This is a genomic window from Aeoliella mucimassa (assembly GCF_007748035.1).
Taxonomy (GTDB): Bacteria; Planctomycetota; Planctomycetia; order Pirellulales; family Lacipirellulaceae; genus Aeoliella; species Aeoliella mucimassa.
The window spans coordinates 1,910,681-1,931,359 of record NZ_CP036278.1 but is presented as its reverse complement, the minus strand read 5'-3'; the positions used below and the strand labels follow the sequence as shown (position 1 = coordinate 1,931,359).

Below are 20,679 nucleotides of genomic sequence, written 5' to 3'. Positions count from 1 at the left end.
GCCGACAGCGGCTTGCTAACGACTTAAAGTCGAAAACCTTCTGGCAATAGCTCCTCCAAACGGAACTCTTGCACGTGTTCGGTGTTATTTGCGATGAACACCTGCATGTCGTCGGCAAACTCGTACAGCACTTGCCGACAGGCACCGCAGGGGGAGACCAGCCGTTCGGTAGGGGTAAACACCGCGACCGCAACGATTTTGGTCGCCCCGCCGACCACGGCCGCAAACACGGCCGAGCGTTCGGCACACATGGTTAGCCCGTAGGAGGAGTTCTCGACGTTGCAGCCAACGTACACGTTGCCATCGTTGCCGAGCACCGCCGCGCCGACAGAAAAATGACTGAACCTGGCATAAGCCTGGCGGCTCGCCTGCTTGGCCTGCTCGATGAGAAGCTCGCGATCGATTTCCAACTCTTACTCCTTTACTGCGTCAAAATTCGCCATCCCCAAGGCAATGCGATACAATCCTTTCGCTCTACCACTATACCGTTTTGCCTGCACCGCACGAGGAACGTTTATGAAATCCCCCTGCCTGGCCTCTCCCTTCCTGGCATTCGTCGCCTTGATTTGCCTGCCCTGGACGATATCGCTTGCCCAGCAGCAGGAAGCTAGTTGGCCAAGCTGGCGGGGTCCCGAACACACCGGCGTCGCTCCCAGCGGCACTCCTCCCACCGAGTGGAGCGAAGACTCCGCCACCTGGAAGGTCGATCTCCCTGGGCGCGGTAACGCGACTCCCATCGTGTGGGGCAACCGCATTTTCATTGCTACTGCGATTGAGACCGACCGCGCGGCCGACGCTGCAAGCGACGAGCCTGCCGCCGAAGAACCACCCCAAGGCCCTGGTGGCCGACGCGGCGGGCGGTTTGGTCGCGGGTCGTCAAAGCCGACCAACTACTACCAATACGTTGCGATGTGCTTGGACCTGGAGACCGGCAAGACGCTCTGGCAGAAGACCGCCATCGAAGCGGTGCCGAGCGAAGCGGGGCACTCCGACAACACGCACGCTTCGGCCTCGCCGGTGACCGATGGCAAGCACGTCTACTTCTTCTTTGGTTCGCAGGGACTCTACTGCTACACGCTCGATGGCGACCTCGTCTGGTCGACCGATCTGGGCGACATGCAAACTCGCGCCGGGTTCGGCGAGGGTGCCTCCCCTGCCCTGCATGGCGATACCCTGGTAGTGAATTGGGATCACGAAGGGCCGTCGTTCATCACCGCACTCGATGCGAACACCGGCCAGCCTCGCTGGAAGAAAGATCGCGACGAGCGAACCACGTGGGTCACGCCGCTCATTGTCGAAGCGGCCGGCAAGACTCAAGTGATCGTCAACGGATCGAATCGCACCCGCAGCTACGACCTGACCAACGGCGACGTGATCTGGGAATGCGGCGGGCAGGTCGGCAACCCGATTCCCTCGCCGGTGATCTTCGAGAATTTGGCGATCTGCATGAGCGGCTATCGCGGGGCGGCCATCCTGGCGATTCCCCTCGACTCCACCGGCGACGTCACCAACAGCGAGACCATCGCCTGGCAGTCGGAACGCAACGCGCCGTACGTCCCTTCGCCACTGCTGTATGGCGAGCGGCTCTACTACATCAAATCGAACAACGGCATCCTGTCGATCGCCAACGCCCGAACCGGCGAGCTGTTGGTTTCGGCCCAACGCCTGGGCGACATCAGCAACGTGTATGCCTCGCCGGTGGGGGCCGACGGGCGCGTCTACATCGCTGGGCGGGATGGAACCACCATGGTGCTGGCCGATTCCGACGAGTACCAGGTGCTCGCGACGAACCGCCTCGACGAAGGCATCGATGCGACTCCCGTCGTGGTAGGTGGCAAGCTGCTGATCCGCGGCTACGACCACCTGTTCTGCTTCGGCGAGTAGACCACCAGCAGCAAAGTCGTTTCGCTAGAACGAAGCGGTGGGATCGAGGGCGATGCCACCTTGCGGCAACCGCTGCACCCCTGCAGGAGCGCCATAGCCAACGGGAGCCCCCAAGCCCGCGGGATCGCTGCCGCCGAGCGGGGCGTCGACACTCGTGGGGGTGTCGTAGCTGGTCGGTCCGATCAGCGAGCCCGACAAGTTCGGCTGAGTGGTTGTGGGAATCGTATTGGCCGGCGAGCCATACGCGCTCGGCAAGCCGCTGGCGGCCGATGAGTTGCCCATCATGCTTGGTGTGCCCAAGGTGTTCGGAGTGCCCAGCGTGTTCTGTGTACTGGATCCATACGACGGGGCGGCCGCCGACGGATTGTACGCAATCGGCGGAGGCTCGTTCGGCACCACGGTCTGCGGCGGGATGATCGAGGGATCGAACGCCATGCCGGCCGGCATGCTCCCCAGGTCAACCCGCGGATAGTTCGTCAGTGCCGGCGGCGAGAACATCGTCGTACGGTTGGCCACCGGAACGTTCACCGCCACCGAACCGACGTTGATCGTGAGCGTCAGCTCCGAAGCAGGCACCGTGATCGTTACCTGACGAGGCAACGAAACGTTGGCTACCGTGTCGTAGCGGAAGTCCTTCGACTTGGCGCTGGCCACCAGATTGCCCGATTGATCGTACAAGTACTGCTCAAGCACCCACGCCCGCGTGGCGTCGACCACAATCACCCGCGTCATCGGGCCGCTCGGCGCGGTGATCGGCGAGCGAAGCTCCAACGTTCCGTCGGGGCGGGCGATCGGTCCCTCGTAATTGGCAGTGGGATTCAGCTCCACCAAACCGAGTGCGTCGCCAATCCAGGTGGGATCGATCGGCAGCATCTGCGGCGCCGCGCTCGATGCGTATTGATCGTGCCGGCAGTAATACATCGCCGGCGGCGAGTTGTACTTCACCCAAAACCAGAGCATCTCCTGGTTGCTGCCGAGGTCGATCACGTCGCTCCCCAGCCCCAGCCCCGCGGTTAGGCGGAAATCCATCGGGCGGTCGAGCACGATCTTGCCCCGCAGCAGCGGAATGCCAGCCACTCCAGGCACGGTGAACGTTGCCGAGTTGGCGTGGTACGATTGCACCCGCGCGGTATTGGCATTCACCGCTCCCACGATGTCCATCGCGGTCGGCGTGGTATTCAGCACCGACGGCGCGGTCGGCCCAGGCGGCTTGAAGAACCCTTGCCGGAATCCACGGCAACCGGTCGCGAGCATCAAGCAGAGCAAACCTGCAGCCAGCAACGTTCGGCGGGTAGCGACTTGGGAAGACAAGGGGATGCTCGCTCGCGAGGGGTGAATGTTGGTAGGGTTATTGATTGTCGTAGAGTAGTTCGATCAGGCGCTGTTGGATCTCGTCGGCCCGCTGCGGAGTGACCTCCACCACCGGCACCTCGTACTCCGCCGCCCGGGTGGGGCAGAAGAGCTGCAACTGCTCTTCCGGCGAGGCCTGTTCGGTGAAGGGGCTATCCGAAAAGCGAAACACCCGCTTGCGGACCAACAGCAGCGCGAGCACGTAGGTCGCATCCGCATGCTCGGGCTGATCGCGCCAGCGGTCGAATAGTTCGAGTGCCACCTCGCTCGGGGCGAGCTTCGGCTTGGCGTTCTCATCGGCTGGCACCTGAGCGGCCCACCAACCGAGGGCTCCCTCGGGCGGTCCCTGCCAGGCCGACTTCGCAAAGTCGCGGCGCACCACGTCGGCCCCTTCGGCCAGCAACACCGAGTAATAGGCGTCGCCCGGCTCCAGCGGAACCTCGGTCGCAGCACAGCGGCGCGTACAACGTTGAACGTCGAAATCGAGCACGGATGACCCTTGAACAACCAAACCGGGAGAGACATAGCTGCGAGACCGTAGCGGATTTCGCGGACCAACGCAACGCGGTTCGGCCCATGCCAGCACTCCGCTCCAACACCAGCGATCGAGCTGGCAACTTGGCGAATTTGGGCACCCAGCCGCCCCCCTACACCTCGGCTGCCAGCCCCCCGCTGCGGGGCATTTTTCTGCGATGGAAAAGCTGATCCAGCGGGCTTTTCAGCCCTCGTTTTGCCCATTTCTTGCTAGGAAATGGCCACCTGGCTTGCTACAACAACTAGTGCATATGTGTGCGCATGTATAGTTATTATTGACGCAAGAAAGGACCCAACCATGGGACGAGTAAGAGTGCTGGATGAGACCAAAAAACGCGAGATTTGCACGTTGCTGACCGCCGGGATGAGCTACCAGCGGATTGCCAGCTACGTGGGGTGTAGCCGCAAGACGATCGTGAACGAGCGACGCGTTGACGAGTTGTTCGACCAGCGGTTGCGGCAAGCTCGGGTTGCGCATGAGCTGAGCCCGCTGCATGCGATGCGTAAGTTCGCTGCGACCCACTGGCGGGCGGCCGCCTGGATGCTGGAACGCGAGGAACGCCTGGAGCGGGCGCGGCGCGAGGAGCGTCGTCAGCAGCAGTTACAGCCGAGCGATATCGAACAACTCGCCCAGCGGGCGCACGACCTGGTGAAGCATGCGGATATCATCCAACTTACCGGGCAGCCGATCGCCGAGCAGGTGGCCCAACTGATCCGCGATGCGGCCGGCCAGCACGAGTCGGCCCGCAGTGCGGATCTAGACGATTGGGAGCTAGATGACTGGGGCGAGGGCGATTGGGACACCGAAGAGTTGGACGAGGGCGAAGTGGACTGCGACGAGTTCGCTTCTGACGAGCCCGATTCCGATAATCTGGAGCCCGAGGAGACTGAGCCTGCACGCGAACCGTTGGAGGTCGCCGACGAAGCTCCCGAAGAGCCTGTCGAAGCCTGCGATGCGTCGTCGCCGGCGGATGTGGAAGGCGCTGAGAATAGTTTCCCACGTGGGAATCTATCGACGGAGGATTCTCCCCCGAGCGCGAGTGAAAACCGCGTAAATCCCGAGGAAAACGCAGCGTCGGACCCGCGCGAAATAGATTCCCACTCGATCGAGTTGGGCAAAGTGGGAAACAATCGCCCGGATAATAACTCGCCGGTCGGAATGCCGACTATCGCGCTGCCCGACTCGCTTTCGGGCTGTGCAGCTGGCTAGCTAGCTGGCTTGGAACATCCGCGAATCGGACCCGCCGGGTCCAATAGTGAACCTCACCGGCTTCGCGCAGCGTGGGCAATGGCCGATGTACGCACTGCGGTCGCGGTTCACGTATACCCGCGAGTAGACATCGCAGCACGCGAAGTGAACGCCGATAAACTTGCGGGCCTCCTCCGCGGCCGCTCGGCGCGGGGCAGGTTGCTCGCTTGAGAGATCCAGATGCTCACCAGGCATGTTGCTTGGCCTTTGCGACAAAATGGAAAACATCAACGGTTCGAACACACACGGAAGCATCCGGTGCTTGTGGACAAGATTATCAGAAACATCGCTGCTCCGGCAATCGGAGTAAATGATCCCCCGGCAGAGCCGGGGGCTTTCAAGTGTACGCCCGGAGGGCGTGCTCATTTGTTTAATAAGTGGAAGTACGGCGTAGCCACCTGATTGTGACCACGTCCAGAGGACGTGGTTTTCCTTCAGAATAAAAAACCCGCTGTGCAAGCATGGCTCACACAGCGGGTGGATTCGTAATGTCGAACCTATTTGTTCGCTTAGGTGTTCTCTTCAATCGCAGCTTCCGAAGCCTTGCGGTCGAAGAACGTCAGGGCGAACAGCACCAGGATGGCTCCGGCCATGCCGGCGGGAATCAGCCAGAACTGCTTCCACTGATCCATGGTCGTGCTGTAGCGTGCCTGATCGGTTCCTTCGGGCACCTTAGCTGTGAACATCAAACCAAACTGCTCGACGAAGCTCGGGGCGGTGACGCCTGGCATTTCGGCAAGCGCAACGGCGAGTTGCTTGCCGGCTGCTTTGATTTGATCGCCAGCGTCTTCCGCATTGGCATCAGCAGCAGCCAAGGCAGCTTCGCCAGCAACAATCGCTTGTTCCAGGTTGGCTTTCGGCTCCGCAGCTTCGGCTTCGGTCGCTTGAGCGACCAGCGGACGGGCTTCGGCAATCTTCATGTCGAGGTCGAGCGCGGTGTAGCTGGTCATGGTCGAAGCAAACAAGATGCCGGCAACCATGTAACCAAAGTACATGCCGACGCCTTGGGTGAAGAACACCAACAACCCTTGGGCTTGGCCTCGCACTTCGGCTGGAGCTTTCTGATCGGTGTACATGAAACCGGTGACGAAGAAAAAGTCGTAACACACGCCATGCAGCAAGATCGCCAGCAGTACCATCCACTCCACTTGCCCGGGAGCACCGAACGCGAAGAGCATATAACGCACGACCCAGGCGCCCATGCCGACCAGGATCATCCACTTCACGCCGAGACGGCGGAAGAAGAAGGGAATGAGCAGCATGAAGATGATTTCGCTCATCTGACCAAGGGTCATTGTCGAAGCAGTTGCTTGGTAGCCGAGCTGACCGAGCAGGTTCGACGTGAAGCTGTAGTAGTAAGCCAGCGGAATACAAATGAGCGTCGAGCAGATGATGAACACCAGGAAGGGAGTGCTGGCCATCAACTGGAACGCATCGAGCATCAACACGGTGCGGAAGTCGGCTGGTTTGCCTTTAGCGGGCGGAGGAGTGGTCGGCAGCGCGAAACTGAAGACACCCATCACCAACGAAGCGATACCAGCGAGCCAGAGAATGTTCGGCGTCGGCGACCAACCCGAGAAACCAACGACCAGACCAGCGACGATCCAACCGATGGTGCCCCACACGCGAATCTTGGGGAAGTCGTTTTGGTCTTCGATATTGGTAAACGCAATAGTGTTACTCAACCCCAAGGTCGGCATGTAGCACAACAGGTGACCAAGGAACAACCAATACAGCATATTGCTGTTACCAGCAACCAAGTAGTGCGGAGCCATACACATGAGGCCACCACCGATGAGAAACAACACGCCCATCACTTTCTCGGATGGGAAGAAGCGGTCGGCAATCAGGCCCAGAAACAAAGGAGCAATGATGGCTGCCAGCGGGGCGGTACCGAACGCGGTGCCGATGAAGCCTTCCATGCCGTTCTCGCCGAGGCACTGACCCAGCGTAGCGAACCAAGCTCCCCATACAAAGAACTGCAAGAACATCATGATCTGCAAGCGAATCTGGACGCTAGGCATCGAGGGAGCTCCTCACGCAAGGGACAAGTGAAACAGGGAGGGTACGAATCAGTCTCTGGGGTTTAGCTCGTGCTCTTGCTTTTCCATCGCGATACGACGATTACCGTTAGCACTAGAGGAACCAACGGAGCAAGAAACAACACGGTTTCCATCGCAGGAGTCACCGTGCCGGCGGGACGCGATGCGTGCCTCACCAGGTAACCCAGATACGACAGGTAATAGAGTAACATGGCGATACCCTCGATGCGAGAGATCACCATGCCTGAAAAGAACACCGGGATCGCTGCGACGCTCATGGCGATCAGCACCGGAATGTCGAAGGCCAGCGACTGACGATCGACGTTGATGCCATCTGGAGCCACAACGGAAGAAAGCCCGAGGACCAACAAAATATTTAGAATATTGCTACCGACCACGTTGCCGACCGCCAGGTCGCGCTCGCCTCGCAGGCTAGCCATGAGCGAGGTAACCAGCTCCGGAAGCGAGGTGCCGATCGCAACGACCGTGAGCCCGATCACCAGTTCGCTCACTCCAAATCCTTGGGCGAGCGACACGCAGGCTTTCACCAGCCAGTCAGCTCCCTTCACCAACAAGGCTAACCCAATCAGGAGTTTCACGACATCGAGTATCGTATCCTTCGCGGTGCTTTTCTTGGGATCGTAAGTGATCTCCTGAACGGCAATCTGCGACTCGGCCGCAGCGATGGCCGACTCGCGGCGACCTTGCCGGACAGTAAAGATGAAATAGCAAACCAGCGTGAGGAAGCAGACCGCTCCTTCGACGCGATCGAGTTTACCGTCCCAACCGAACCCGAGGAGCATGAGCGCCGCGACGATCATCGCAGGAATGTCCAACCGGAACAGTCGCAAGCTTACTGCCAGCGGAGCCGCGATGGCCGACACGCCGAGGATAAACAACAAGTTCGAGATGTTGCTACCGACCGCGTTGCCGACAGCCAGGTCGGTTTTGCCTTCGTAGCACGATTGGATGGAGACGGCGAGTTCCGGCGCACTGGTGCCGAACGCAACGACAGTGAGACCAATGATGAGAGGAGAAACTTTAGCAGCTGCCGCCAGGTTCGAAGCCCCGCGAACCAAGAGTTCGCCTCCTGCGATCAAGGCGACGAAACCTCCGACGATACCAAACAGAATATACAAAACGTGCGAGACCCTTCCTTGCGCAGCGGATCACTGCCCACTTGGTTGATGGTGACATCGACAAGTCGGCTAGTTTATCCGATTTTCGGGTGTCGCGTGGAGGGGTGAGCCGCAACCGAAGTCGACGAGGTTACTCGTCTTCGTCGGTGAGTCCCACCTGCTCGGGGGTCGGAAACGAGCTGGTCTCGGCGAATTTTTCGATCTCGCGATCCTGCTTGGCAGCCGCCAGGCTCGGGAGCATCGCTCCCGGAGGCCGGTACATCTGGCATCCGGTACTCGAAACCATCAGAACAGCAGCCAGCAGCATCGCATTACGAAAACGAGGCAAGATCATCATCAACCTACTAATAGAGAAGAGAAGTCGAGTTTACCCCCATCGGTTCGGCGAGCCGACTAACGCTGTAGGGTTTGCCCCGGTTGCTGGGCGACCATCGGCGTTTCGGTCTCCGGCAACTCCGGTTCGTCGGGAGCAAACAGCTTGTGCCAGAAACCAGGTTCCGAGTCCCCCTCGGCCAGCTGGGTGCCATCCTGCTTCTGACCAGGCAGCACGAGCTTCATCTTGTCGAGCGAGCCGTTCCAGGCAGTCTTGGTCTTCTCGGCTACGTTGCGAGCGCCGGACTTGGCCTTGGCGGTTTGCTTCTGCAACCAGCTCGGTTCGCCGGTCTCCGAGGGTTTCCAAGGAGGATTCCACTCGACTTTCGGCATCTTTACTTCGGGCCAGCTCACCTTGGCAATCGGCGAATCGACCCACCAGTTGGACTTTTCGGCTTCAACCGCAGCAGGCTGCTGCAACGTGGGGTCGCCCAACAATACAGGATCGCTTTGCACCGGCTCGGTCTGCTTCTCTTCGGACTTTCCGAATGGGAACAGATTGCGAATTCCTCCCTCCTCGGCAACGCACAACGACGAGCCAGAGAAAGCGGAACTAAGGAACAAAACGAAACAGGCGACACTTCGCGAATAGGAATTCATCGTACTGATTTCCTTCGGGAAACGGGAAACAACAATTCGGCGGGGAGTTTGCCAAGGGATGGCTATCGCGTCCAGGCCAATTCCAACGTAGACTGCTAGCAGCGACTCGCCCCTAGAGTTTGCGGGCTTTTTGGGCCTTGCGGCTCGCGTTCACATCGATCATCACATAGCTATGCCACAGTACAAATACGGATTCATCGGTGCCGGCCGCATGGCCTCGGCCTTGGCTGGAGGATTAGTCGACGCTGGCCTGGCGGCGGCTTCGGAGATAGCTGCCAGCGACCCCAACGCCGAGGTGCGTCAGGCGTTCGCCGAGCGTTTGCCCGGCGCCCACTTACACGGCGACAACGCCGCGGTAAGTCGCCATGCGAGCATGCTGATCCTGGCCGTGAAACCGCAGGTCATGGGTGCGGTACTCGGCAATCTGCCGCTCGGCGAGTCGGCTCCGCTGGTAGTGTCCATCGCCGCGGGGGTGCCGATCGCCAAGCTCGAAGCGGGCCTGGCCGAAGGAACCCACGTAGTGCGGGTGATGCCGAACACGCCGGCCCTCATCGGACGAGGAGCGAGCGGTTTTAGCGGGGGAACGCACGCCACGGCCGACGATCTCGCTTCGGTTTTGCAGCTGCTCGAAGCGGTCGGAATCGCCTTTGAAGTGCCGGAATCGCTGCTCGATGCGGTCACCGGGCTCTCGGGCTCAGGCCCTGCGTTCGTGTATACTATGATCGAAGCACTTAGCGACGGCGGAGTGCTGGCCGGTTTGCCGCGAGCGGTCGCCCATCAGCTGGCTGCTCAGACGGTGTCGGGTGCAGCTGCCATGGTGCTGGAGACCGGAGAGCACCCTGCGTTGCTCCGCGAAGCGGTCGCCAGCCCTGGCGGGACGACCATCGCCGGTTTGGCCGCCCTGGAACAGGGAAGCCTGCGATCGACTGTGATCGGAGCGGTGAAAGCCGCGGCCGAGCGATCGCAACAACTCGGTCGCAACTAACGAGAACAAACGCCCCCCACATCCGAACTCAACCAACGCACGGGAGTCCAACCGATGTCGATTCTTTGCCTGGTCGACGATAAACAGATCCCTCTTTATCGGGTTATGTGGGTCGCAGCTACGCCGCACTTTTGTGGCGAAGAAGACTGCGTCCGCGAAGGCTACTACGAAATCCGACTTGAGCAAGGCGAAAGCGTCTGGGCCAACCAGAAAGAACGCGACGACATGATCAAGATGCTCGAAGCCTGGCAAGGTGGCGAAGGCCTGCCGGAAGAAGAGGAAGACTGGTAACCCTTTGAAAAAGTCACGATACACAGGAACCACACGTTTCAAGGATTCCACGGAATGAACAGCGACGGAGAACAACTAGCTTGGCGCGAAACCTATTTCGTGCTGTTCTCGACTGAGCGCCGACCGACCATGGCGAAGGTTGAGAAAGCCATTAGCAGGGCCAGTTCCCGCTTGCGCGTTACCGATCTGCAATCGACCGAAGATGGACTCTTCATCTCGGCCGTGGTGCAGGCGCCGGAAGACAACGCCGCGATGGAAATCAGCTACGAAGCAGGCGAGTCGGTCGTGGAACAAAGCACCGACCTGGCGCAGAAGCTTCGCAAACAACTCGACGGCGACCAACTCGCGCAGCTCATCCGGGCCGACGCCCGGCTCGACGTCATGCACTTCGAGCGACTTGCCGACTCCGGCGACCAGTACGATCTGGGCGACGAGTTCGGCGACGACGACGACGAACTGCTCGACGAGTCGCTGGATCCCGCCAGCCTGATCACGGTGGTCGACGCATTGACCCAAATCACCCGCGGGCTGGCCTTCGACCCCGCGAGCGGCGATTTGATGGTCTAGGCCCGCACGCAGCCCGTTAAGTTAAGGGATTTCGGCTCCGCCCGAGCTTCCCCAGATTCGCTCCCAAGTGGTATCATGCGGAGCCATTTTCCGTAGCCAGCTACGATATTCCTCCCCTACATTCCCCTGTCGCAAGATGCTCGCCAAAGACCTGAAACCTGGTTCCGTGTTTGTCCACAACGGAGCCCCCCACATCCTTGAGAGCGTAACCGTGCAGTCCCCCTCCGCCCGAGGTGGCAACACGCTCTACAAGTTCCGTGCCCGCAATCTGGTCTCGAAGCAGAAAGCCGACCTGACTTGCAAGGGAACCGACAACTTGGAAGAAGCCGATTTTCAGAAGCGGGAAGTCTCGCTGATGTATAGCGACATCGAAGCAGTGCACCTGCTCGACTCGGCCGACTACAACCAGTACTCCATCGCCCTGGCAGATGTCGAAAACGAAATGAAGTACGTGTGCGAGGGACTCGAAGGTCTGGTCGCACTCATCTACGAAGGCGAATGCGTCGGCCTGCAGGTGCCAGCGACCGTGGAGCTGACGATCACTCAGACCGACCCCGGCGTGAAAGGCAACAGCGCCACTGGCCGCACCAAGCCGGCCACGCTCGAAACCGGCTGCTTGATTCAGGTGCCAGAGTACCTGAAACAAGGCGAAAAGATCAAAGTCGACACCCGCACCCATGAGTTCCTCGGCCGCGCCTAAGCCGGGGACTGCGGAGTGCGATGGGTATATAAAAAACAGACGGTCGTTCCTGCGGGAACGACGGTCTGCTGTGTGTGTTTTGCAACTCGAACCAGGAGACTTAGACAGTCAGGCTAGGCTCGGTATGAGGATCGTGCACCATGTCCAGGTCGTGGCGAACTTCGTGCACATCGGCATCGCTGAGCTGATGACGAATGCGATCAACAGCACCGGCCGACAAAGCGCGGTCGAGCAGCAACTGCTTGCCCGATTCGGTGTGCACGCGGATCGAACGAGTGGTCTCGCCCGATTCGGGGTCGCGAAAATGAACGCGATGGGGAGTGACGTTATCGATTTCAACCTGTCCATCAGCCACTTGGTAGGCCACTACCAAGTCGACTCGGCGGTTGTTTTCTTCATCCTCCCATGCTGCCTTGAACATACCCATGGTCGTCACTCCTAAACACGCGGTGGTTTGGGTTTGGCCGGTGGGGCTTGGAACAAATGCCGCGCGGCCGAAATTTAGATACAGCCCCACAGTATAGCGCTGGGGCATACAGATAGCTAGACCAATCGTCCAAAGTTTGGGGATTGGTGTAAGCGTCTCGAAAGTAGGCATGAAATCGGTTCTAATATATTGTGCCGGGTGACTCTTCCTATTTTGCCACACGCCAGGAGATGATCATGGCCTATTCGCCGCGTGAGCCAATCGAGCTAAACGAAGAGGAGCAGCGAGTTTACGAGCTGCTGGGAGATTGCTTCGAGCAGGAACGCCGGCGGATCGCGAAGGCGCTCGCTGGCAAGGAGGACTCGAATCTGTTTGGGCAGACGGAGTTTGACCTCCGCGACCGAGTGCATGCACTCGGAGCCAAGGCCTTGGAAACAGTCGCCGACGAGCGACAAAAAAAGGGGCGGGTACGAGAAAGCTAGCTGCGTCTGCCCGACCTGCGATGGCGATGCTCGTTGTGTTAGTATTCGCCAGCGGTGGGTCGATAGCCTGCTTGGCCCATTGCAAGTGAGGCGTCATTACTATCACTGTCACAAGTGTCGTCGTGGTCTCTGTCCGCGTGACAAAACGCTGGGACTTGGCAAGCGAAAGTTTAGTCCGGCCGCGGCCCAAGTGGTGAGCATTGCCGGCGTGCAAACGAGCTTCGCTCAGTCGAGCGAAGTGACACTTCGTAAACTGTGTGGACTGAAGGTCAGCGAGTCGACCGTCGAGCGAGTCACCGAAGACGCCGGGGAGCGATTGAAATCGCTACTCGCCGAAGGCGAGACATTTGGCAACACAGAGCCGTTCGCCTGGCAACGCGATGCGCATGGCAAGACGTGCGCGTACGTGAGTCTCGACGCCACAGGCGTGCGACAGCAAGGCCCTCGTGGCGCGCAGGCCGAGGGCCGCATGGCGTACGTCGGGATGGTCTACAACACGAATAGCGAGCATGATGAGCGAATGCCCGACCCGCATTCGGTGCGGTATTTATCGGGGTTTTATGAACTCCCGGAACTCGGGCGACAACTGCGTCGCCAAGCGGCCGCGGTTGGGTGGGACGAGGCGGAGCAGCAGATCGCGATCTCGGATGGTGGTGCTGGTTTAGAAGAGTTCTTGCGAGTGCACTTCCCGTGTGCGGAGCGGATCCTCGACTTCTGGCACGCGAGTGAGTACCTGGTGGAATTAAGCCAGTCGCTCTATCCGGACGACGAGGAGCACCGCACCGCTCAGTTGGCATCGTGGTGTCACCGGCTGAAGCACCAAGGAGGCTTGAGCATCGTGTGGATGTTGCAGTCGCTGGAAAAGACCAACTGGTCTTCCGCTCAACGCGAAGCTCATGCGACCTGCCTGCGATACTTCCAAAACCACCAGCACAAGATGAACTACCCCCGCTACGTGGCCCACGGCTGGCAGATCGGCAGCGGCCCGGTCGAGAGCGCGTGCAAAACCGTCGTGGCGGGGCGATTGAAACAAAGCGGCATGCGATGGAGCCAACACGGCTCGAACGCCGTGTGCCACCTCCGCGCCCTCTACCTCAGCCAACGCGGCTGCTGGGAAGACTACTGGCAAAAGTACGCAGCTTAAGCAAACTGCCCACAATTGTGACGCTTACACTGGGGATTGGATAAGAGAACCGGGGAAAATGCCGCTTGAAAACCCGCAGCACTACCCATTCTTCCGATTTTAACGCGCCGCGGGACGAAGCTCGCCCGCAGAAGGAACGCCTAGCCTTGCACTATTTTTTCTTCTTCGCCGTCTTCTTCTTGGCAGCTTTCTTCGGCGAGGCCTTCTTCTTGGTCGCCTTCTTCGCCTTGGCCGGCGTGGCCGCGGCTACGGCTTTCTTATTGGTCGACTTCTTCTTCGCGGTCTTCTTGGCAGCCTTCTGCTTCGCGGTGGTCGCCTTCTTCTTGCCTTTTGGACCACTGAAGATCGAGTCCCAGTTATCGGCATACTGTTGAGTCGAGCCTACTCGAACAACACTCATTGTTAATTCGCTCCTCAAAAATTCAAACCAGTTTCAACGTTATAAGGAGACCGAGTTTAAGGAATGCAACCTCGAAGAACAACCGCGGAGCCGTGTGCAAACCAAGAGTTACTCGGAATCGATCCACGCGACCGGTTACGAAACCAGACTCGTGGGAACGCAGAGCTGCATACGATTCTCGCGAGGACGCATCACGATGTGCTGCGCGGTAATACCCAAACGAACTTGCGAGTCGCTCAGCACATACAGCAACTCGTCGTCAGGCATCGCTCGACAATCAGTCGGAAGCAACTGCTGCATAGCGGCAAGTCGCCCGCAGCTGGTAGAACCCAAGCTCCCCGCGTCGAGCTCCAGGTCGTCTTCGTCCGCCTGGTAGTGGTTGGTGGTCAGCAGCGGATCGTCCCCTTCCGCGCGTCGGATGCAGCACGTGGTCGGAGTCCGCTCCACACAGACCCGCTGGTGGTTCTCGGTGCCGACGATCGTCACCAGGCAAGGCGCAGCGAGCGACTGTTGGGCGACGCGCTCGACCGCCTGATCGAACGAGCGGCAATCGTCGATCACCCGCCGCAGGTGCAGCATCACCGGGTAGCCGGTTTTGTTGAGCCCGGTTCCGTCGCCGACCGCGTTCATCGCCAAGGCGAATCCGTGCTGCGACATCCCGGTCACCAGCCCAATGGCCCCGGGCCAGCCAGCCACGGTGGTGCGGGCCATGGGGCCGTCGAGTTCGCGAAACACGTAGCTATGCCTGGCGAGCGGGCGTTCGGGCCACCAGTCCATGTTCCGCGCCAGCACGGGCCCCTCCTGAGTGGCGTGGGCCATCGTCGAGCAGCCGAAGTACGCGAGCGTCAGGTCGTAGGCCACGCCAGCAATCATCAAGTCGCGCCAGTCGATGCCCATCACTTCGGCCTGAGCCTTGGCCAGCGAGTGGAACCGGCGGGCGGTCCGCAGATCGACCAGGTGGGCAATCCGCGGCAACCAGCTCGGCATCTCCTGCTTCATGGCGACCAGCAACTCCTCGGCCGCTTGCTGGTAGGTCTCACGATGCACAAGAAACCGCCGACGTACCGGGAGCGCCAGGTCGAGATCCAAGGTCCCGCATGCGGTCCAAGTCGACATCGCTGGGCCCCTCCCGAATCGACTGCCTGTGCCAAGTTACACGTGCAGCTTCTTGTACTTGAAGCGTTTCGGCTCGTCGGCATCCTCGCCCAACCGCTCGCGGCGTTGGCGTTCGTACATATCGAAGTTCCCCTCGCAGTAATGCACGTAGCCATCTCCCTCGAAGGCCAGGATGTGGGTGGCCAGGCGATCGAGGAACCAGCGATCATGGCTCACCACCACCGCACAGCCGGCGAAGTTCGCAACCGCTTCTTCCAAGGCCCGCAGCGTATCGACATCGAGGTCGTTCGTCGGTTCGTCGAGCAGCAACACGTTCGAACCACGACGCAGCAGCTTGGCCAGGTGCACGCGATTGCGTTCACCACCCGAGAGCACGCCAACCTTCTTCTGCTGGTCGGTCTTTTGGAAATTGAACCGCGAAACGTACGCCCGGGCGTTGAGCTTGTGGCCACCCATGTCGAGTGTTTCGTGCCCGCCGGAAATCTCTTCGTACACGGTCGCGTTGCCATCGAGGGTATCGCGAGACTGGTCGACGTAGCCGAGTTCGACCGTGGGGCCGATGGTCAGCGAGCCGCTATCGGGCTCTTCTTTGCCCATCAGCATCTTCAGCAGCGTGGTTTTACCCGCACCATTCGGGCCGATGATGCCAACGATCCCGCCAGGCGGCAAGCGGAAGTTCACCTTGTCGAGCAGCACCTTGTCGCCGAACGACTTCGACAGGTCGTTGGCCTCGATCACCTGATCGCCCAGCCGAGGTCCCGGCGGAATGTGAATCTCGAGTTCCCGTTCCTTGGCATCAAAATCCTCCGAGGCCAGCTGCTCGTAGGCAGAGATACGGGCTTTGCTCTTCGACTGGCGAGCCTTGGGAGCCATGCGAACCCACTCCAGCTCGCGCTTGAGTGTCCGCTGGCGGGCCGACTCTTGCTTCTCTTCCACCTCGAGCCGCTTCCGCTTCTGCTCGAGCCAGCTGGTGTAGTTGCCCTCGAACGGCAGACCTTTGCCGCGGTCGAGTTCGAGAATCCAGCCGGCCACGTTGTCGAGGAAGTAGCGATCGTGGGTCACCGCGACGATGGTGCCGGGGTAATCGGCCAGGTGCCGCTCGAGCCAGGCGACGCTCTCTGCGTCGAGGTGGTTCGTCGGTTCGTCGAGCAGCAGCAAGTCGGGCTTCTCGAGCAACAACCGGCAGAGCGCCACACGGCGACGCTCGCCGCCCGAGAGTTTGGTGACGTCGGCATCGCTCGGCGGCAGGTTCATCGCGTTCATCGCCACTTCGATCTGACGATCCAGCTCCCAGGCATTGGTCGCGTCGATGCGATCCTGCAGCACCGCCTGGCGGTTCATCAGCTTTTCCATAGCATCAGAGTCGTCGGCCACTTCGGCGTACTTGTCGCCCAAGGCTTCGAACTCGACCAGCATCGCCCGCGTGGCGGCTACCGCCTGCTCGACGTTCTCCAACACGTTCTTGTCAGCGTCGAGCTTCGGTTCCTGCTCCAGCAGCCCCACGGTAAAGCCGTCGGTCAGGCGGGCTTCGCCGTCGAACTCCTTGTCGATCCCCGCCATGACCCGGAGCAGCGTACTCTTGCCGGCGCCGTTGCGTCCGAGCACGCCGATCTTAGCCCCCGGATAAAAGGCAAGGTAAACGTCGTCGAGCACGAGCCGTTGACCGATTTTCTTGGTCAGTCCGGCCATTTGATAGATGTATTTTTGCGACATATGCAAAGAGCGTAGGTTCTGGGGGCGGGAAACGGAAAGCTTGCGAAATTGCCTCGGCCGGCGAAGGCCAGAGTGGTACAATGACTCGCGGCTCGGGATTGCGGATCGGCAATTTTACACACGAGGGACCAATCGTGGCAGGCGTCTTTCCAGATCGGCCGAAGTTTGAGATCGCTGCGTCCGACCATTGGGCGGCACGCAAGAAGAACAAACCGCTCCGCACCACCTATCGCAGCGGCGATCTGGCAACCGAGCGTTTTTTGCTGGAACTGGCCGAATTTCGCGAGCAACAACTGGCCGACTCGACACCTACGGGGAACTGGCTGCTAGCGTTCCGCCGAGATTTCCAGGCGATTCTCTCGCTCGCTCCTTGCAGGGGACTGCAACAGGTGCTCCAAAAGCTACCGCCCGAGTCTCCGGTGTTTCCGGTCGCCCTCTGGCTGCAAGGACGGTGTTCGACCCGAATGAAGAGCCACGACCTCGAGTCACTGCCTGCCGAGGCGACGCCCACTTTGCGCAAGCATTTCGCGAAGGCGCTCTACCGGGTGGAAGCCTGGCCGCGGCTGCGACGGCTGGCAAACGACTACCCGAACGACCCGTTTGTGGCCGCGATGAAGAGCTGCCCGTTTCGCCGGTCGCTGGCAAGCCGCATCGCCCGCTACGCCGAGCATGTGAGTCAGCCGCCGGAGCTAAATCCGGCCGACCATCGCCCGACGCCATTGTGGATTCGCGACAGTCCATGGACCCTCACCCCACCGAAATCGAATCGCTGGATTCGGATGATGCTGGAGCGGATCAGAGTGTGGGTTCGGGGAGTTCACTAGATGTTCGAACTCGCCCTTCCACCAGGCAAGTGGCTTTCACAGGGCCAGGATTTTTGAACAGGGTGGGCACTCCCACTTCGAGTAAAGTTAATCCGGAGTGTTTGGCGAACTCTTTCGCCGCCGCTGGCGAATAACTCCGGCAAATATGCCGAATAGGTTCTTGGCCAACCGCTTCGGCCTTGGCCCACCTTTTCCTAACATAGTGGTCGATCGTACCGACGCAGCCCGCTGCGGGTAGCGTCAATATACCACCCGGCAGTCGCCTCGACGGCAATTAAGGAGCCGCTTATCCCGAATAAGGGGGTCCCCTAACTAGTTCCCGGCCCACGCCCAAAACTAAGCTTCAAAGCCGGGAGTCGGCTCGCCAATTCCTTCCGAACGCTCTAAGATATAGCCATGATCTACCTCTTCGAAAATCCGATTCCGCTCTTAATGATTGGCCTGGTGCTGCTCACCTTTAGTGGAGTGATGTACTACTCCACCCGCAGCGTGGGGTCCTTCTTGGCAACGGTGCTTATCGCGGTGCTGACGCTCTGCGGGCTGGTGATGGAGCAAATCGTCTACACCGAGCGTGAGCTGGTGGAGGTCGCAGTGACCAGCATCTGCGATGCGGCGGAGAATAACGACATCGAAGACGTTCGCGCCCACCTTGCGGCCTCGGCGACCGAGACACGGAAGATGGTCGACAAGTTGATGCCGATCATCCAAGTCGAAAAGGCGAACGTGATCAGCGATATCAAGATCGAACTCGATGACCCCAAGAATCCCAAGCACGCGACCGCGCGGTTCGAAGGATACTTTGCGGGTAAATACAAAAAGACGGGTACGCCAGGGGCGGGGCGTTCTTCGGTTACCGTGAGCCTAGTCCGCGGAGAGCATCGCTGGTTGATCGAGAATGTTGTATCTGATCCCGACTTCGAGCAATTGATTAATCAACTAATCAACTAGCGAGTCGATCCCTACTCGACTTGTTAAGGTTGGCCGAAGCCACCTCGGTAACCATAACCGTAGCTGCGATTTGGATAGCCACCGTATCCGCCGTAGCCGTATCCACCATAGCCGCCGTACGCGGAGCCATTGTAGTATCCGCCCGACAGGTACGACTCTTTCCAGGCGTCGTGGAACCGCTCCCATTCGGCATCGATCCCGCCGCGACCATTGCCCCAGCTCTGCACCTGGTAGTAATTGTCAACGCTACCGTTCACGCCCCGCAAGCTGGTGCGGGTGGTGCGATAGCCGCTGGTGACTAGGCGAGGGTCTGGCAACTCTTCGACGTACGCATGTCGTTCGTACTGGGCGACGCGGGCCCCGGACTCGGGGGCGTGCGAGTAGGTGCTGCGTTGGAACATCCAAGTCGGCTGTTCGCAGCAATCTTCCGCATGAGCGGCTACCGACCAACCGGCAACCGAAGTAAACAGGGTAGCGACCAACAAAGCATGACGAGTAGCAAACATGAGGAGCACATCTAGCTGGAAGTAAAAAGGCGAGAACCTACTTCCAGATTAATCACCGCGCGCGTTTGCCCCAAGCAAAAGCCAGTAATTCGGCCGCTACTTGCGTAGCTGGCACCGGTTGTGACGATTCTACGGGGCCAGACTACTCGCTGTCGGCCCATTCATCCTCGTGACCAATGAGTACCTTGTAGACTTGGTGATCATCGGCAAAGTAGCGGAACTCGTAGCCTTCCTCAATTTTCGGCATGGCCATCAACTGTGGCTCCCAAGCTTTCTTCATAAACTCCTCATGCGACTTGGGATATCTACCGTTTGAGGCGTAAAACTGATTAATCGCTTGGCCGAAGCGTTCGGTCCCAGCCCAAGCTTCTACTTGGCGATGGGCACCCGCTTTGGCACTTAGAAGACCTTTGACTTCGACCCCTTCAATGGGTTCACTTGCTAATACTTTGATTGGTCTATTAACAACTTCATTTTCCACCGGTTCAGTAACCTCAGCCTGAGAATTCTGAGGTACCGGGTCGATCGACATCTCGACACCGGAGTCGCAACCAGTAGCGACCAGCAGCATGAACGCGGCAAGCAGACTCAGATTTTGATGTCCCATGTTTTCATCTCCGCGAGGTAATCCGCCCGAGTCCGATCGAACTCCAGCGGGGTGAGGGTAACGTGTCCCTGTTGAATCGCGTTGAGGTCGGTCTCTTGGGGAAACCCGGTGGGGGGAGTTCCGGTTGCCCAATAGTACCGCCGCCCTTTCGGATCGCGGCGTTCCTCGAACTCGGCCGGCCAGCGGGCCACGCCCATCGGCACCACGTGCAGTTCGGGCGGATCGTCCACCGACCGCAGCGAGGCTGCCGTCGACATATTGAAACTATACAGCTTTTGCTTGTCGAAAGCACGCTTTTCGAGCAATTGCTCGATGACCTGCACCCCCATCTCGGCGGCTCGGTCGAAGCGTGGGTTGTCGTCGTACTCGAGCGACACTGCAATGCTGGGAATCCCGTGCAGCGCCCCCTCGGTGGCGGCCGCCACGGTGCCGGAATACAGCACGTTAATGCCGACGTTCAGCCCGCCGTTGATACCGCTGACCACGAGATCGGGCTGCTGCGGGCAGAACTTGGCGATTGCCAACTTCACGCAGTCGGCCGGGCTTCCCTCAACGGCCCACCCGCGGCGATCGTCGCCAAACGAGGCTTCTTTGGCCATCAGAGGGGTGAGAAAGGTGATCGAGTGCCCGACGCCGCTCTGTTCGGTGGCCGGAGCCACGACTACCACGTCGCCCAGTTTCTGCAATTCCCGCTCCATCGCCGCCAGGCCGGGAGCATAAATACCATCGTCGTTCGTCAGCAATATAAGCATCGTGCAGCAGCTAGTTTCGTCGGAGTACGGTGAAGCGTAGGGGAGCG

The 20,679-nt window shown here is 59.8% G+C and carries 25 protein-coding genes; 10 read left to right on the top strand and 15 right to left on the bottom strand.

The features are described 5' to 3' along the window. Positions 1 to 23: 23 nt before the first annotated feature. On the bottom strand, positions 24 to 410 hold the full coding sequence (gene cdd / locus Pan181_RS07785) for a cytidine deaminase (RefSeq protein ID WP_197529022.1): 387 nt from the start codon (positions 408 to 410) through the stop codon (positions 24 to 26). A 106-nt stretch (positions 411 to 516) separates the two neighbouring features. On the opposite strand from cdd, the gene Pan181_RS07780 reads away from it, so the two are divergent. Then, positions 517 to 1,884 (top strand): outer membrane protein assembly factor BamB family protein, encoded by a 1,368-nt coding sequence (locus Pan181_RS07780; protein WP_145246294.1) that lies wholly within the window; start codon positions 517 to 519, stop codon positions 1,882 to 1,884. A 24-nt stretch (positions 1,885 to 1,908) separates the two neighbouring features. Here the strand turns inward: Pan181_RS07780 and Pan181_RS07775 are convergent, their stop codons facing one another. Next, positions 1,909 to 3,195, bottom strand: coding sequence for a hypothetical protein (locus tag Pan181_RS07775; RefSeq protein ID WP_145246293.1), 1,287 nt, complete (start codon positions 3,193 to 3,195; stop codon positions 1,909 to 1,911). A 37-nt stretch (positions 3,196 to 3,232) separates the two neighbouring features. Further along, the gene (locus Pan181_RS07770; protein ID WP_145246292.1) at positions 3,233 to 3,724 is read right to left on the bottom strand and encodes a hypothetical protein; all 492 of its coding nucleotides are present in this window, start codon (positions 3,722 to 3,724) and stop codon (positions 3,233 to 3,235) included. Between the two features lie 342 nt (positions 3,725 to 4,066). On the opposite strand from Pan181_RS07770, the gene Pan181_RS07765 reads away from it, so the two are divergent. Further along, positions 4,067 to 4,978, top strand: a complete 912-nt coding sequence (locus Pan181_RS07765) for a helix-turn-helix domain-containing protein (protein ID WP_145246291.1) — start codon at positions 4,067 to 4,069, stop codon at positions 4,976 to 4,978. Here the strand turns inward: Pan181_RS07765 and Pan181_RS07760 are convergent, their stop codons facing one another. The 5 genes from Pan181_RS07760 to Pan181_RS07740 all read right to left on the bottom strand — a co-directional run bounded on the left by Pan181_RS07760 (position 4,979) and on the right by Pan181_RS07740 (position 9,170). Beyond that, the gene (locus tag Pan181_RS07760) at positions 4,979 to 5,245 is read right to left on the bottom strand and encodes a hypothetical protein (protein WP_197529021.1); all 267 of its coding nucleotides are present in this window, start codon (positions 5,243 to 5,245) and stop codon (positions 4,979 to 4,981) included. Positions 5,246 to 5,526: 281 nt separating this feature from the next. Further along, complete coding sequence (locus Pan181_RS07755; protein ID WP_145246290.1) at positions 5,527 to 7,041, bottom strand: MFS transporter; 1,515 nt, start codon at positions 7,039 to 7,041, stop codon at positions 5,527 to 5,529. Positions 7,042 to 7,103: 62 nt separating this feature from the next. Continuing rightward, entirely contained in the window at positions 7,104 to 8,198 is a 1,095-nt protein-coding gene (locus Pan181_RS07750; RefSeq protein WP_145246289.1) for a calcium/sodium antiporter, read from the bottom strand. Positions 8,199 to 8,328: 130 nt separating this feature from the next. Next, complete coding sequence (locus tag Pan181_RS07745; RefSeq protein WP_145246288.1) at positions 8,329 to 8,535, bottom strand: hypothetical protein; 207 nt, start codon at positions 8,533 to 8,535, stop codon at positions 8,329 to 8,331. Between the two features lie 56 nt (positions 8,536 to 8,591). Beyond that, entirely contained in the window at positions 8,592 to 9,170 is a 579-nt protein-coding gene (locus tag Pan181_RS07740; RefSeq protein ID WP_145246287.1) for a hypothetical protein, read from the bottom strand. Between the two features lie 172 nt (positions 9,171 to 9,342). Between Pan181_RS07740 and proC the strand changes: the two genes are divergently transcribed. The 4 genes from proC (at position 9,343) to Pan181_RS07720 (ending at position 11,713) form a co-directional block, all read left to right on the top strand. After that, positions 9,343 to 10,155 carry a pyrroline-5-carboxylate reductase gene (gene proC, locus Pan181_RS07735; protein ID WP_145246286.1) on the top strand — a complete coding sequence of 271 codons (813 nt, stop codon included), beginning with the start codon at positions 9,343 to 9,345 and terminating at the stop codon, positions 10,153 to 10,155. Between the two features lie 54 nt (positions 10,156 to 10,209). Beyond that, the gene (locus tag Pan181_RS07730; protein WP_145246285.1) at positions 10,210 to 10,446 is read left to right on the top strand and encodes a hypothetical protein; all 237 of its coding nucleotides are present in this window, start codon (positions 10,210 to 10,212) and stop codon (positions 10,444 to 10,446) included. Positions 10,447 to 10,500: 54 nt separating this feature from the next. After that, complete coding sequence (locus Pan181_RS07725) at positions 10,501 to 11,013, top strand: hypothetical protein (protein WP_145246284.1); 513 nt, start codon at positions 10,501 to 10,503, stop codon at positions 11,011 to 11,013. A gap of 136 nt (positions 11,014 to 11,149) precedes the next feature. Further along, the gene (locus tag Pan181_RS07720; RefSeq protein ID WP_145246283.1) at positions 11,150 to 11,713 is read left to right on the top strand and encodes an elongation factor P; all 564 of its coding nucleotides are present in this window, start codon (positions 11,150 to 11,152) and stop codon (positions 11,711 to 11,713) included. Positions 11,714 to 11,813: 100 nt separating this feature from the next. Here Pan181_RS07720 and Pan181_RS07715 read toward each other — a convergent pair whose 3' ends face one another. After that, positions 11,814 to 12,140, bottom strand: coding sequence for a hypothetical protein (locus tag Pan181_RS07715; protein WP_145246282.1), 327 nt, complete (start codon positions 12,138 to 12,140; stop codon positions 11,814 to 11,816). Positions 12,141 to 12,376: 236 nt separating this feature from the next. Between Pan181_RS07715 and Pan181_RS07710 the strand changes: the two genes are divergently transcribed. Together Pan181_RS07710 and Pan181_RS07705 are read left to right on the top strand one after the other, a co-directional pair. Continuing rightward, positions 12,377 to 12,622 carry a hypothetical protein gene (locus tag Pan181_RS07710; RefSeq protein WP_145246281.1) on the top strand — a complete coding sequence of 82 codons (246 nt, stop codon included), beginning with the start codon at positions 12,377 to 12,379 and terminating at the stop codon, positions 12,620 to 12,622. After that, positions 12,549 to 13,766 carry an ISKra4 family transposase gene (locus Pan181_RS07705; protein WP_145246280.1) on the top strand — a complete coding sequence of 406 codons (1,218 nt, stop codon included), beginning with the start codon at positions 12,549 to 12,551 and terminating at the stop codon, positions 13,764 to 13,766. Before Pan181_RS07710 ends, Pan181_RS07705 begins: the two co-directional genes overlap by 74 nt. Positions 13,767 to 13,917: 151 nt before the next feature. Here the strand turns inward: Pan181_RS07705 and Pan181_RS25960 are convergent, their stop codons facing one another. The 3 genes from Pan181_RS25960 to ettA all read right to left on the bottom strand — a co-directional run bounded on the left by Pan181_RS25960 (position 13,918) and on the right by ettA (position 16,995). Then, the gene (locus Pan181_RS25960) at positions 13,918 to 14,166 is read right to left on the bottom strand and encodes a hypothetical protein (RefSeq protein WP_197529020.1); all 249 of its coding nucleotides are present in this window, start codon (positions 14,164 to 14,166) and stop codon (positions 13,918 to 13,920) included. Between the two features lie 135 nt (positions 14,167 to 14,301). After that, on the bottom strand, positions 14,302 to 15,282 hold the full coding sequence (locus Pan181_RS07695) for a C45 family autoproteolytic acyltransferase/hydolase (RefSeq protein WP_145246278.1): 981 nt from the start codon (positions 15,280 to 15,282) through the stop codon (positions 14,302 to 14,304). 36 nt (positions 15,283 to 15,318) lie between these two features. After that, on the bottom strand, positions 15,319 to 16,995 hold the full coding sequence (ettA, locus tag Pan181_RS07690; RefSeq protein WP_145246277.1) for an energy-dependent translational throttle protein EttA: 1,677 nt from the start codon (positions 16,993 to 16,995) through the stop codon (positions 15,319 to 15,321). A 134-nt stretch (positions 16,996 to 17,129) separates the two neighbouring features. On the opposite strand from ettA, the gene Pan181_RS07685 reads away from it, so the two are divergent. Further along, entirely contained in the window at positions 17,130 to 17,819 is a 690-nt protein-coding gene (locus Pan181_RS07685; RefSeq protein ID WP_145246276.1) for a hypothetical protein, read from the top strand. 396 nt (positions 17,820 to 18,215) lie between these two features. Then, positions 18,216 to 18,767 carry a hypothetical protein gene (locus Pan181_RS07680; RefSeq protein ID WP_145246275.1) on the top strand — a complete coding sequence of 184 codons (552 nt, stop codon included), beginning with the start codon at positions 18,216 to 18,218 and terminating at the stop codon, positions 18,765 to 18,767. 23 nt (positions 18,768 to 18,790) lie between these two features. Here Pan181_RS07680 and Pan181_RS25955 read toward each other — a convergent pair whose 3' ends face one another. The 3 genes from Pan181_RS25955 to surE all read right to left on the bottom strand — a co-directional run bounded on the left by Pan181_RS25955 (position 18,791) and on the right by surE (position 20,632). Further along, positions 18,791 to 19,273 carry a hypothetical protein gene (locus Pan181_RS25955; RefSeq protein WP_197529019.1) on the bottom strand — a complete coding sequence of 161 codons (483 nt, stop codon included), beginning with the start codon at positions 19,271 to 19,273 and terminating at the stop codon, positions 18,791 to 18,793. Between the two features lie 142 nt (positions 19,274 to 19,415). Continuing rightward, positions 19,416 to 19,880, bottom strand: a complete 465-nt coding sequence (locus Pan181_RS07670) for a hypothetical protein (protein WP_145246274.1) — start codon at positions 19,878 to 19,880, stop codon at positions 19,416 to 19,418. Further along, complete coding sequence (gene surE / locus Pan181_RS07665; RefSeq protein WP_145252068.1) at positions 19,862 to 20,632, bottom strand: 5'/3'-nucleotidase SurE; 771 nt, start codon at positions 20,630 to 20,632, stop codon at positions 19,862 to 19,864. The genes Pan181_RS07670 and surE overlap by 19 nt, the downstream gene beginning before the upstream one ends. Positions 20,633 to 20,679 lie beyond the last annotated feature (47 nt).

What these genes read in the sequence shown, in the direction of transcription:
- Pan181_RS07725 (WP_145246284.1), top strand. Translation starts at nt 10,501, where the DNA reads ATGAACAGCGACGGAGAACAACTAGCTTGGCGCGAAACCTATTTCGTG.
- Pan181_RS25955 (WP_197529019.1), bottom strand. Translation starts at nt 19,273, where the DNA reads ATGTTTGCTACTCGTCATGCTTTGTTGGTCGCTACCCTGTTTACTTCG.
- Pan181_RS07695 (WP_145246278.1), bottom strand. Translation starts at nt 15,282, where the DNA reads ATGTCGACTTGGACCGCATGCGGGACCTTGGATCTCGACCTGGCGCTC.
- Pan181_RS07755 (WP_145246290.1), bottom strand. Translation starts at nt 7,041, where the DNA reads ATGCCTAGCGTCCAGATTCGCTTGCAGATCATGATGTTCTTGCAGTTC.
- Pan181_RS07680 (WP_145246275.1), top strand. Translation starts at nt 18,216, where the DNA reads ATGATCTACCTCTTCGAAAATCCGATTCCGCTCTTAATGATTGGCCTG.
- Pan181_RS07740 (WP_145246287.1), bottom strand. Translation starts at nt 9,170, where the DNA reads ATGAATTCCTATTCGCGAAGTGTCGCCTGTTTCGTTTTGTTCCTTAGT.
- ettA (WP_145246277.1), bottom strand. Translation starts at nt 16,995, where the DNA reads ATGTCGCAAAAATACATCTATCAAATGGCCGGACTGACCAAGAAAATC.
- Pan181_RS07745 (WP_145246288.1), bottom strand. Translation starts at nt 8,535, where the DNA reads ATGATGATCTTGCCTCGTTTTCGTAATGCGATGCTGCTGGCTGCTGTT.
- Pan181_RS07705 (WP_145246280.1), top strand. Translation starts at nt 12,549, where the DNA reads ATGCACTCGGAGCCAAGGCCTTGGAAACAGTCGCCGACGAGCGACAAA.
- Pan181_RS07730 (WP_145246285.1), top strand. Translation starts at nt 10,210, where the DNA reads ATGTCGATTCTTTGCCTGGTCGACGATAAACAGATCCCTCTTTATCGG.
- proC (WP_145246286.1), top strand. Translation starts at nt 9,343, where the DNA reads ATGCCACAGTACAAATACGGATTCATCGGTGCCGGCCGCATGGCCTCG.
- Pan181_RS25960 (WP_197529020.1), bottom strand. Translation starts at nt 14,166, where the DNA reads ATGAGTGTTGTTCGAGTAGGCTCGACTCAACAGTATGCCGATAACTGG.
- Pan181_RS07720 (WP_145246283.1), top strand. Translation starts at nt 11,150, where the DNA reads ATGCTCGCCAAAGACCTGAAACCTGGTTCCGTGTTTGTCCACAACGGA.
- Pan181_RS07715 (WP_145246282.1), bottom strand. Translation starts at nt 12,140, where the DNA reads ATGGGTATGTTCAAGGCAGCATGGGAGGATGAAGAAAACAACCGCCGA.
- Pan181_RS07670 (WP_145246274.1), bottom strand. Translation starts at nt 19,880, where the DNA reads ATGGGACATCAAAATCTGAGTCTGCTTGCCGCGTTCATGCTGCTGGTC.
- surE (WP_145252068.1), bottom strand. Translation starts at nt 20,632, where the DNA reads ATGCTTATATTGCTGACGAACGACGATGGTATTTATGCTCCCGGCCTG.
- Pan181_RS07765 (WP_145246291.1), top strand. Translation starts at nt 4,067, where the DNA reads ATGGGACGAGTAAGAGTGCTGGATGAGACCAAAAAACGCGAGATTTGC.
- Pan181_RS07780 (WP_145246294.1), top strand. Translation starts at nt 517, where the DNA reads ATGAAATCCCCCTGCCTGGCCTCTCCCTTCCTGGCATTCGTCGCCTTG.
- Pan181_RS07710 (WP_145246281.1), top strand. Translation starts at nt 12,377, where the DNA reads ATGGCCTATTCGCCGCGTGAGCCAATCGAGCTAAACGAAGAGGAGCAG.
- Pan181_RS07760 (WP_197529021.1), bottom strand. Translation starts at nt 5,245, where the DNA reads ATGTTTTCCATTTTGTCGCAAAGGCCAAGCAACATGCCTGGTGAGCAT.